2 protein-coding genes are annotated in these 958 nt (G+C 53.2%); both read left to right on the forward strand.

Annotation, left to right across the window (positions count from 1 at the left end):
* Window positions 1-150 (forward strand): hypothetical protein (locus tag WG8_RS28960; RefSeq protein WP_269744439.1); only part of this gene is annotated, 150 nt, incomplete at its 5' end.
* Window positions 113-958, forward strand: an 846-nt coding sequence (locus WG8_RS21570; protein WP_007432384.1) for a substrate-binding domain-containing protein, incomplete at its 3' end; no start/stop codon positions are given. The genes WG8_RS28960 and WG8_RS21570, both read left to right, overlap by 38 nt.

Genomic DNA, 958 nt, shown 5'->3' on the forward strand with positions numbered 1-958 from the left:
AACAACGGCTTGAACCTGCTTGGCGTTTCTTCATTCTATCAGCTCGTCGTTAAAGGGATCGTTATTGCCGTTCTGATGGACCACAAAAAAAGCCGATTAAGGGGAGAAGATCATGAGAAAATACTGTATTTTTCTGCTGCTCGCACTTAGCTCGTTCATGGTGGCCGGATGCTCACTAGAGCCTCCTTCCTGGGCGAAAGCCAAGACTGCTGGTGATCTTAGTAATGTCAAGATCGGCTTATCCATGTCCACATTGAACAACCCGTTCTTCGTTTACCTCAAAGACATGGTGGTTCAGGAAGCCGGCAGGCAGGGCTTTGAGGTCATCGTCGTGGATGCGCAAAATGATCCGGCAAAGCAGAACAATGATGTGGAGGATCTGATCCAGCAAGGGGTTCATGCACTGCTCATCAATCCCACAGATTCATCGGCCATCTCAGCGGCTGTGCAGACGGCCAATGGCGTCGGCATTCCCGTCATTGCAATCGACCGGGCGGCGGATAAAGGCGAGGTCGCCTCCCTCATCGCTTCTGATAATGCCGATGGAGGCAAAATGGCCGCAGAATATATTGTGGATCAGCTTGGCGAAGGCGCGGTCGTTGCGGAACTCGAAGGCATTCCGGGCACATCCGCCGCTCGGGAACGCGGTCAGGGGTTCCATTCCGTTGCAGATGAAAAATTGAAGGTAGTTGCCAAGCAGGCGGCGGACTTTGACCGAACGAAGGGCCTGAACGTCATGGAAACTATGCTTCAGGGCAATCCTGATATTAAAGCCGTTTTTGCCCAAAACGACGAGATGGCGCTGGGCGCTGTAGAAGCCATCTCGGCTACGGGTAGGGATACTCTGGTGATCGGCTTTGACGGAAGCGCGGATGCGCTGCAAGCGGTCAAAGACGGCAAACTGTCTGCTACCGTAGCGCAACAATTTGACCTGATCGGCCAAAAGGCGGTCCAAACC

This window comes from Paenibacillus sp. Aloe-11 (assembly GCF_000245715.1).
In the GTDB taxonomy this organism is placed as follows: Bacteria; Bacillota; Bacilli; order Paenibacillales; family Paenibacillaceae; genus Paenibacillus; species Paenibacillus kribbensis.